At 70.9% G+C, this 8,173-nt stretch carries 9 protein-coding genes and 1 pseudogene; 5 read left to right on the top strand and 5 right to left on the bottom strand.

Annotated elements, in window-relative coordinates; genetic code table 11:
• The 3 genes from CCN51_RS15445 to CCN51_RS15435 form a co-directional block, all read left to right on the top strand.
• The coding region (locus tag CCN51_RS15445; RefSeq protein ID WP_107425991.1) for a CPBP family intramembrane glutamic endopeptidase at nt 1-552 on the top strand (552 nt) is incomplete at its 5' end.
• Between the two features lie 23 nt (nt 553-575).
• Entirely contained in the window at nt 576-1,889 is a 1,314-nt protein-coding gene (locus tag CCN51_RS15440) for a sensor histidine kinase (RefSeq protein ID WP_014179804.1), read from the top strand.
• Entirely contained in the window at nt 1,841-2,485 is a 645-nt protein-coding gene (locus CCN51_RS15435) for a response regulator transcription factor (protein ID WP_014179805.1), read from the top strand. Before CCN51_RS15440 ends, CCN51_RS15435 begins: the two co-directional genes overlap by 49 nt.
• An 18-nt stretch (nt 2,486-2,503) precedes the next feature.
• Here the strand turns inward: CCN51_RS15435 and CCN51_RS15430 are convergent, their stop codons facing one another.
• The 4 genes from CCN51_RS15430 to CCN51_RS15415 form a co-directional block, all read right to left on the bottom strand.
• A complete protein-coding gene (locus tag CCN51_RS15430; RefSeq protein WP_014179806.1) occupies nt 2,504-2,938 on the bottom strand; it encodes a Fur family transcriptional regulator in 435 nt (144 codons plus the stop codon).
• A gap of 110 nt (nt 2,939-3,048) precedes the next feature.
• The gene (locus CCN51_RS15425; protein ID WP_014179807.1) at nt 3,049-3,978 is read right to left on the bottom strand and encodes a metal ABC transporter permease; all 930 of its coding nucleotides are present in this window, start codon (nt 3,976-3,978) and stop codon (nt 3,049-3,051) included.
• A gap of 1 nt (nt 3,979) precedes the next feature.
• Nucleotides 3,980-4,915 (bottom strand): metal ABC transporter ATP-binding protein, encoded by a 936-nt coding sequence (locus CCN51_RS15420; RefSeq protein ID WP_014179808.1) that lies wholly within the window; start codon nt 4,913-4,915, stop codon nt 3,980-3,982.
• A gap of 29 nt (nt 4,916-4,944) precedes the next feature.
• A complete protein-coding gene (locus tag CCN51_RS15415; protein ID WP_014179809.1) occupies nt 4,945-5,919 on the bottom strand; it encodes a metal ABC transporter substrate-binding protein in 975 nt (324 codons plus the stop codon).
• A 207-nt stretch (nt 5,920-6,126) separates the two neighbouring features.
• Here CCN51_RS15415 and CCN51_RS15410 point away from each other — a divergent pair, with 207 nt between their 5' ends.
• Together CCN51_RS15410 and CCN51_RS15405 are read left to right on the top strand one after the other, a co-directional pair.
• The gene (locus tag CCN51_RS15410; protein WP_014179810.1) at nt 6,127-7,509 is read left to right on the top strand and encodes a glycine--tRNA ligase; all 1,383 of its coding nucleotides are present in this window, start codon (nt 6,127-6,129) and stop codon (nt 7,507-7,509) included.
• A 148-nt stretch (nt 7,510-7,657) separates the two neighbouring features.
• Nucleotides 7,658-7,951: a hypothetical protein gene (locus CCN51_RS15405; protein WP_238545476.1), complete on the top strand. Its 294-nt coding sequence runs from the start codon at nt 7,658-7,660 to the stop codon at nt 7,949-7,951.
• Here the strand turns inward: CCN51_RS15405 and CCN51_RS15400 are convergent.
• Nucleotides 7,920-8,173: pseudogene (locus CCN51_RS15400) on the bottom strand (hypothetical protein); the annotation flags it as partial. The gene CCN51_RS15405 and the pseudogene CCN51_RS15400 sit on opposite strands and share 32 nt — an antisense overlap.

Genomic DNA, 8,173 nt, shown 5'->3' with positions numbered 1-8,173 from the left:
GGCCGTGCCCTGCCGCTGTTCGCCACGGCGCTGCTGATCACCGCGCTCAGCGCGGGCGCGTACGCCCTGGCGACCGGTGCCGCCCACGCCACCGATCCGCGCTCCCTGGACCACCCCTTCGCCCTGATCGTGGTGGCGCAGCTGATCGGCGCGTGCGGTGAGGAGATCGGCTGGCGCTGCTTCCTCCAGCCGCTCCTGCGGACCCGTTTCGGCCCGCTCGCCGTGTCGACCGCGATCGGCGCGGTGTGGGGGGTGTGGCATGTGCAGGTGTTCGCGCAGGCCCCGGTGTACGCGGCCGGTTTTCTGCTGGGCACGGTGGCGATGTCGGTGGTCCTGGGGCTCGGCCTGGAGCGCGTACGGGCCAACCGGCTGCTGCTCGCGGGCGGCTTCCACACCCTGATCAACCTGGGCATGCTGCTGTTCATGGACGAGGAGTCCGGTGCGGTGCTGCCCATGGTGCTCTTCGGGGCGGCGTGCCTGGTGGCGGCGGTGCCGTGGGTGTGGCGGGCACCCGCGGCTAGGATCCCGGCGATGGCGCACTCGGCGCGCTGATCCGACGGGAGCGATGGGCTGTCATGGGGGGATGGGGGGCCGGCGGTCTGCGCGCCCTCGTCAGGTGCCAGCTGCTGGGGCTGCTCGCCCTGGCGGTGGTCGCCGTCGGCGGGCTGGTGATCGGCGCGCTGCTGCTGCTCCCGATCGGGGTCGGGTTCCGGCTGCTGCCGCCCGCCGCGGGCGCCCTGCGCGGGCTCTCCGACCGGTACCGGTCATGGACCGCCCGCTGGACGGGTACGGCCATCAGCCCGCCGGACCCGCTCGCCCCGTACCGTTCCGCGTCCGAGCGCCCCCGTCGGCGGGCGGCAGCGGTCCTCGGCGACGAGGGGTTCTGGCACGATCTGCGGTGGGCCTGGCTGGAGCCGTGGTTCGGGGGGCTGCTGGTCGCGGTACCGCTCGCCCTCGTCGAGTACGGGGCGTTCGGCGCGCTGGTGCAGCCGTTCATCTGGCGGCTCATCGACGACGGCAACTGGTACGCCTTCATCCCCGTACGCTCCACCCCTACGATGCTCGCCGCACTGGCCCTCGGCCTCGCGTTTATCGCGGCCGGGGTGCGCCTGGCCCCCGCCGTGCTCGGGCTGCACGCCCGCTGGAGCCGGCGGCTGCTGTCCGCGGCGCGCAGCACCGAGCTCGCCCGGCGCGTCGAACGGCTCACCGACATCCGCGACGAGTCGCTGGACGCGCAGGCGACCGAACTCCGCCGTATCGAACGGGATCTGCACGACGGCGCACAGGCCAGGCTGGTCGCCCTCGGCATGACACTGGACGAGGCCACCCGGCTCCTCGACGTCGATCTCGACGCCGCCCGGCAACTGCTCCTGGACGTGCGCGAAACCTCCGCGCGGGCGCTCCAGGACCTGCGCGACCTGGTCCACGGCATCCAGCCCCCGGTCCTCGTCGACCGGGGGCTCGGCGACGCCGTACGGTCGCTGGCGCTCGACAGCTTCCTCGACGTCCATGTCGAGGTCCGGCTGCCCGGACGGCTTCCGGCGGCGGTCGAGTCCGCCGCCTACTTCGCGATCAGCGAAGCGCTCGCCAACGCGGCGAAGCACTCCGGTGCCCAGGAGGTGCGCATCACCCTGGCACACGAGGATCTGGCACACGAGGACCTGACACACGAGGACGGCGCACGGCTGCGGGTCACGGTCACCGACGACGGCCGGGGCGGCGCGGACCTGGCCCGGGGGACCGGACTGCGCGGCGTACAGCGCCGGTTGGGTACCTTCGACGGCAGTCTCGCCCTGCACAGTCCCCTGGGCGGCCCGACCACCGTGACCTTGGAGATCCCGTGCGCGTCGTCCTCGCCGAAGACCTCTTCCTGCTCAGGGACGGGCTGATGCGCACCCTGCGGGAGCACGGCTGCGAGGTGATCGCGTCCGTGGACAACGGCCCGGCCCTGCTGCGCGCGCTGTGCGAGGAGGACCTTGACGTCGCCGTCGTCGACATCCGTCTGCCGCCGACCCACACCGACGAGGGCCTGCAGGCGGCCCTGGAAGCCCGCCGGACCAGCCCCGCGCTGCCGGTGCTGATCCTGTCCCAGTACGTGGATCAGCTCTACGCCCATGAGCTGCTGGCCGGGGGCGAGGGCGGGATCGGCTATCTCCTCAAGGACCGGGTCACCCACACCGGGCAGTTCATCGACGCGGTGCGCACCGTCGCGGCCGGCGGTACGGTCATGGACCCGCAGGTCATCTCCAAGCTGCTGGCCCGCAGCGATGCCAGGGGGCGCACCGGCGGCCTCACCCCGCGCGAACACGACGTCCTCAAGCTGATGGCCGAGGGCCGGTCGAACGCCGCCATCGCGCACACCCTGCACTTCAGCGAGAGCGCGGTCGCCAAGCACACCGCGAGCATCTTCGACAAGCTGCGGATCGAACCGTCCGCCGACGACAACCGCCGCGTCCTGGCCGTACTGGCCTACCTCAAGCGCTGAGGCGGCCGTCAGGTCGGGTTACGCCCTGGGCGCCGTCGCGCAGTCGCCGGTCGCGCAGTCCCCGCAGGTGCCGAAGATCTCGATCGTATGGGCGACGTCCACGAAGCCGTGCTCCGCCGCGATGGCGTCGGCCCACTTCTCCACGGCCGGGCCCTCGACCTCGACCGCCTTGCCGCAGGTGCGGCAGACCAGGTGGTGGTGGTGCTCGCCGCTGCTGCAGCGGCGGTAGACGGCCTCGCCGTCGGTGGTGCGCAGGACGTCGACCTCGCCCGCGTCGGCGAGGGACTGGAGCGTGCGGTAGACCGTGGTCAGGCCGACGGAGTCGCCGCGGTGCTTGAGCATGTCATGGAGCTCCTGCGCACTGCGGAACTCGTCCACCTCGTCCAGCGCGGCAGCCACCGCCGCCCGCTGCCTGGTGGACCGGCCGCGTACTGGGGGACCCGCGGTCACCACAGTTGCCTCCTCAACATCGCCTGCTCGTCGCCAGCTCGTTACGTCGCGCATCCGCGTGGCCATTGTGCCAGGGAAAGCTGAGCGGACGGGCTGGACGGCCAGACGCCCGGTCAGACGAGGACATCGTCCGGTCCACCCGTTCCGGGGGAGCCCGTCCCCGGAGCGGCGGCGCGGGCGCCGGGCAGCGGGAGGGTGCAGCGCTCCTCGGCCACGGCGGTTCTGCGGGCGCGGCGTCTGGCCAACGGGGCGGCGAGCGCGGTGATCACGGCGAAGACGCCGATGGCGAGCACGACGATGCTCGCACCGGGCGGGACGTCCTCGTAGAAGGAGAAGACCGTGCCGGAGAGCGTCACCACGACGCCGATGGCGACGGCGAGCGCGAGCGTCATCGCGAAGCCGCGGGTGGCCTGTTGGGCCGCCGCGACCGGCACCACCATCAGGGCGCTGACCAGCAGCAGGCCCACGACGCGCATGGCGACGGTGACGGTGACCGCGGCGGTGATGGCCAGCAGCAGGTTGAGGGTGCGCACCGGCAGCCCGGTCACCCGCGCGAACTCCTCGTCCTGGCACACCGCGAACAGCTGGCGGCGCAGCCCGAGGGTGATCAGCACGACGAAGGCCGCCAGGCAGCTGATCGCGGTCACGTCCTCGCGCGAGACGGTGGTGATCGAGCCGAAGAGATACGTGGTGAGGTTGGCGTTGGAGCCGGTCGGCGAGAGGTTGATCAGCAGTACGCCGCCGGCCATACCGCCGTAGAAGAGCATCGCGAGGGCCAGATCGCCGCGCGTCTTGCCGTACCAGCGGATCAGCTCCATGAGGATCGCGCCGAGCGCGGAGACCGCGACGGCCGTCCACACCGGGTTGGTGCCGGTCAGGAAGCCGAGCGCGACGCCGGTGAGCGCGACATGGCCGATGCCGTCGCCCATGATCGCCTGGCGGCGCTGGACGAGGTAGATGCCGACGGCGGGGGCGGTGATGCCGACCAGGACGGCGGCGATCAGGGCCCGCTGCATGAACGCGTAGTCGAGGATTTCCAACATGTCAGGTCAGCAATCCCGTCCGGATCGGTTCGGCGTCGTGCGCCGCATGCGGGTGTACGTGGTCGTGGCCGGGCAGCGCGTGCTGGCCCACGGCCTTGGGCGGCGGGCCGTCGTGGACCACACAGCCGTCGCGCAGCACCACCGCGCGGTCGATCAGCGGCTCCAGCGGGCCGAGCTCATGGAGCACCAGCAGCACGGTGGCGCCCAGGGCGACCTGCTCGCGCAGCGTCCCGGCAAGGATCTCCTGGCTGGCCAGGTCGACACCGGCCATCGGCTCGTCCATGATCAGCAGTTCGGGCTCACCAGCCAGCGCGCGGGCGATCAGCACCCGCTGATGCTGACCGCCGGACAGCGCGCTCACCGAGTCCTTGGCCCGGTCGGCCATCCCGACCAGCTCCAGCGCCCGGCGCACCGCCGCCCGGTCCGCCGCACGCGGCGGACCCAGCCGCCTGCGGGCCAGCCGCCCGGAGGAGACCACCTCGCGGACGGTGGCGGGCACGCCGCTGGCGGCGGTGGTGCGCTGCGGTACGTAACCGATGCGGGCCCAGTCGCGGAAGCGGCGGCTGGGGGTGTCGAACAGCCTCAGCTCGCCGCCGGACAGCGGCACCTGGCCGACGACGGAGCGCACCGCCGTGGACTTGCCGGACCCGTTGGCGCCGAGCAGTGCGACGACCTCGCCGCGCCGTACGGTCAGGTCGACGCCGCGCAGGACGGGGCGGCCGCCGAGGGAGGCGGTGGCGCCGCGCAGCGATATGACGGCGGGGGCTTCGGCGGAGGGCTCGTCGGGGGGCTCGGCAGGGGTCTCGGCTGAGGTTTCGGCAGAGGTCGCGGCAGGGGCCTCGGCGGTCGGCGCGGTGCCGGGGGCTGAGCCAGGGACGGTGCCAGGGACCGTGCCGGGGGCTGTGGCGGGGGCTGTGGCGGGTGGTTCCGGCTTCATGCGGCTTCCTCCGCTCGTCGTTTCGCGCCTCACTTGGCGCCCAGAGCCGTCTGGAGCGCCTTGAGGTTGGCGTGCATGACCTCGAAGTAGTCGTCGCCCTTGGACTGGTCGCTGATGCCCTCGATCGGGTCGAGCACATCGGTGCGCAGATGCAGATCGCCCGCCAGGGTCTTGGCGGTCTTGTCGCTCACCAGGGTCTCGAAGAAGACGGTGCCGACCTTCTCCTTCTCCGCGACCGAGTGCAGCGCCTTCATCCGGGCCGGGCTGGGCTCGGACTCCGGGTCGACGCCGGAGATGGCCTCCTGACGCAGACCGTAGCGCTCGGCGAGATAGCCGAAGGCGGCATGGGTGGTGATGAAGGTGTTCGAGGTGCGGCTCTTCAGGCCCGTCTTGAAGTCGTCGTTCAGCGTGCCGAGCTGCTTGACCAGTGCGGCGGTGTTCTTCTTGTAGTCGGCCGCGTTGTCGGGGTCGGCCTTCTGGAGCGCCTTGCCGACACCCTCGGCGACCTGGGCGTAACGCACCGGATCCAGCCAGATGTGCGGGTCGGAGCCGGCGTCCTCGTCCCCGTGCTCGTCGTGTCCGTGCTCGTCGTCCCCGTGCTCGTGGCCGCCGTCCACCTCGGTACCGTGGTCTTCCAGGGTGGTGAACGAGGCCGCGTCGGCGACGTGCTTCGGCTCGGCCTGGCCGATGGCGGCATCGACGGCCGGTTGCAGACCCTTGAGGTAGACGACCAGTCCGGCCTTGCTGAGGTCGGCGGTCTGCCGGGCGCTGATGTCCAGGTCATGCGGTTCCGTGCCGGGCTTGGTCAAACTGGACACATGGACGTGACCGCCGCCTATGCGCTCGGCGAGAAACTGCATGGGGTAGAACGACGCCACCACATCGAGTTTGCCGTCCGTACGGCCGTCTGTCGCATCGGCGGAGCAGGCTGTGAGCGTCGTGGCCAGGCCGAGAACAGCGGCTCCGGCGACGGCGGCCGGAAAGATGGAGCGGCGTATGTTCATGACTCTCATTTTCAACAAAGATGGAAACGATTGTCAACAACAGTCCGCTTGTTGATCGTTTCGCTTACCGATTTGATCCGAGGGGTGGAGCCGCCGGTAACCTGAAGCATTCGCTTTGTCGTCCGCACGCCGTCCGCAAAGCCGCCATCAGCGACACACAGTCGTCTCACACAGTCGTCATCAGCCGTCATCAATGAAGAGAGCACCGTGGCCGCCGACAAGATCGACACCATCGTCAGCCTGAGCAAGCGCCGTGGCTTCGTCTACCCGTCCAGCGAGATCTACGGCGGGCAGCGAGCTGCCTGGGACTACGGACCGCTCGGCGTTGAGCTGAAGGAGAACATCAAGCGCCAGTGGTGGCGCTCGATGGTCACCTCGCGCGACGACGTGGTCGGACTCGACTCATCGGTGATCCTCGCCCGCGAGGTCTGGGAGGCGTCCGGCCACGTCGCCACCTTCACCGACCCGCTCACCGAGTGCACCTCCTGCCACAAGCGGTTCCGCGCGGACCACCTGGAGGAGGCGTACGAGGCCAAGCACGGCCGGCAGCCCGAGAACGGGCTGGCGGACATCAACTGCCCGCACTGCGGCACCAAGGGCAGCTTCACCGAGCCCAAGCAGTTCTCCGGCCTGCTCTCCACCCACCTCGGCCCCACCCAGGACTCCGCCTCGGTCGCCTACCTGCGCCCCGAGACCGCCCAGGGCATCTTCACCAACTTCCTCGCCGTCCAGCAGACCTCGCGCCGGAAGCCGCCGTTCGGCATCGCCCAGATGGGCAAGTCCTTCCGCAACGAGATCACCCCGGGCAACTTCATCTTCCGCACCCGCGAATTCGAGCAGATGGAGATGGAGTTCTTCGTCAAGCCGGGCGAGGACGAGACCTGGCAGGAGTACTGGATGGAGCAGCGCTGGAACTGGTACCGCGACCTCGGCCTCCAGGAGGCCAACATCCGCTGGTACGAGCACCCCAAGGAGAAGCTCTCCCACTACTCCAAGCGCACCGCCGACATCGAGTACCGCTTCAACTTGGGCGGCTCGGAGTGGGGCGAGCTCGAGGGCGTGGCCAACCGCACCGACTACGACCTGAAGGCCCACTCCCAGGCCTCCGGCCAGGACCTGTCGTACTTCGACCAGGAGGCCGGCGAGCGCTGGACGCCGTACGTCATCGAGCCGGCGGCGGGCGTGGGCCGCGCCATGCTGGCCTTCCTCCTCGACGCGTACATCGAGGACGAGGCGCCCAACGCCAAGGGCAAGATGGAGAAGCGCACCGTGCTGCGGCTCGACCCGCGCCTCGCGCCGGTCAAGGTCGCCGTGCTGCCGCTGTCCCGTAACCCGCAGCTCTCGCCGAAGGCCAAGGGGCTCGCGACGGACCTGCGCAAGCACTGGAACATCGAGTTCGACGACGCGGGCGCGATCGGCCGCCGCTACCGCCGCCAGGACGAGATCGGCACGCCCTTCTGCGTCACCGTCGACTTCGACACCCTCGAGGACAACGCGGTGACCGTGCGTGAGCGCGACACGATGAAGCAGGAGCGGGTCTCCCTCGACCAGATCCAGTCCTACCTGGGCGGCCGGCTGATCGGTTGCTGATCGACCGCTGATCAGCTGCTGACCGGGGCGTTTCATAAGGCGACCAGGCCGAGACGGGCCCTGGCGCCGCGGGTAGACTGCCGCGGCGCCAGGGCACGGCGTTGTGGCTCTGCGGAGAACCGGGGGTTCTGGGATCGTGCTGCGAGGTGTGACGCACCACATCACGGCCACCCGCGAGGACGGGACCGTCTTCGAGGTGAGCTACGGATACGGCGCCCGGCAGCGGCGGCTGCTCGCCTGCCTCCACTGCGACTGGGAAGAACAGATCACCTACGGCGGCACCCGGCACAAGGGACTCGATCACCTCGCGCAGGCACACGGCGCGGTCGGCAACCCGACCATGACGGCCGACGCGCGGGCGCGGCGGCAGGTGCTGTGGACGATGGCGATCTGCTTCCTGATCTCCGCGGTCATCCTGTGGTGGGCCACGTCCCGGACGTGAGGTCGGCGGCTTCGGGGCCGGTGCGGCGCGTCCCGGGGGCCCGTTTCAGGGCCAGTACGGCACACAGCGCCGCCAGCGGCAGCTCCGCGCCCACGGCCATGGCCAGGGCCGCGGCCAGTTCGGCGCCCGGGGCCGCGGTCACGGTGTCGAACCAGGCGTCCACCACCAGCAGCGCGCAGGTCGCCGCCGCGGTGAGCCGGTGGCGACCTGCGCGCTGCTGGT

The organism is Streptomyces milbemycinicus (genome assembly GCF_002154605.1).
GTDB classification, from domain to species: domain Bacteria; phylum Actinomycetota; class Actinomycetes; order Streptomycetales; family Streptomycetaceae; genus Streptomyces; species Streptomyces milbemycinicus.
The sequence above is the reverse complement of the archived record's forward strand: the minus strand, read 5'-3'. Positions and strand labels throughout refer to the sequence as shown.

Coding starts and splice junctions, on each gene's coding strand:
- CCN51_RS15420 (WP_014179808.1), bottom strand. CDS start 4,915: ATGAAGCCGGAACCACCCGCCACAGCCCCCGCCACAGCCCCCGGCACG.
- CCN51_RS15415 (WP_014179809.1), bottom strand. CDS start 5,919: ATGAACATACGCCGCTCCATCTTTCCGGCCGCCGTCGCCGGAGCCGCT.
- CCN51_RS15425 (WP_014179807.1), bottom strand. CDS start 3,978: ATGTTGGAAATCCTCGACTACGCGTTCATGCAGCGGGCCCTGATCGCC.
- CCN51_RS15440 (WP_014179804.1), top strand. CDS start 576: ATGGGGGGATGGGGGGCCGGCGGTCTGCGCGCCCTCGTCAGGTGCCAG.